This window comes from Mycobacterium sp. NGS62, from assembly GCF_059812285.1.
The window spans coordinates 1-643 of record NZ_JCALCK010000083.1; the positions used below are offsets into that span (position 1 = coordinate 1).

Genomic DNA, 643 nt, shown 5'->3' on the forward strand with positions numbered 1-643 from the left:
TACTTCGACCTGAAAAAGTCGCGGCGTGGCGGAAGGCCTGGGGGCCGCTGAGCTGGGATGATGGCCTCGAACCCTTGGCGAGAAGGATTCGAGGCCATCATGTTTCGTACTGTAAATGATCAGCCGACGTTGTGGGATTCTATTTTGCCGGCGGAGCTGCTCGTGTTGCCGACGGAGTTGGCGCGGGTGGATGCCCTGTTGGAGGATCCGGTGTTCTTCGCGCCGTTCGCGGCGTATTTTGATGCCCGGATCGGTCGTCCGTCGATTCCGATGGAGACCTACCTGCGGTTGATGTTTTTGAAGTTCCGTTACCGGTTGGGCTTCGAGCCGTTGTGTCGGGAGGTGGCCGATTCGATTTCCTGGCAGCGGTTTTGCCGGATCCCGTTCGGTACCCGGGTGCCGCACCCGACCACGTTGATGAAGATCACCACCCGCTGCGGGGAGGGCGCGGTCGCTGGGCTTAATGAGGCGCTGCTGGCTAAGGCCAGCGAGGCGAAGCTGCTGCGCACCGACAAGGTCCGCGCCGATACCACCGTGGTGGAAGCCGCGGTGGCCTATCCGACTGATTCGGGTCTGTTGGCCAAGGCGATCGGCACGATGGCGCGCACCGTGGCGCGGATTAAGGCCGCCGGCGGCGCGACCC

Annotated in this window: 1 protein-coding gene; it reads left to right on the forward strand. The window is 63.1% G+C overall.

What is annotated here, in order from left to right:
• Positions 1-99: 99 nt before the first annotated feature.
• Positions 100-643: transposase (locus AC5Y49_RS24800; protein WP_499892020.1), on the forward strand; the 544-nt coding region annotated here is incomplete at its 3' end.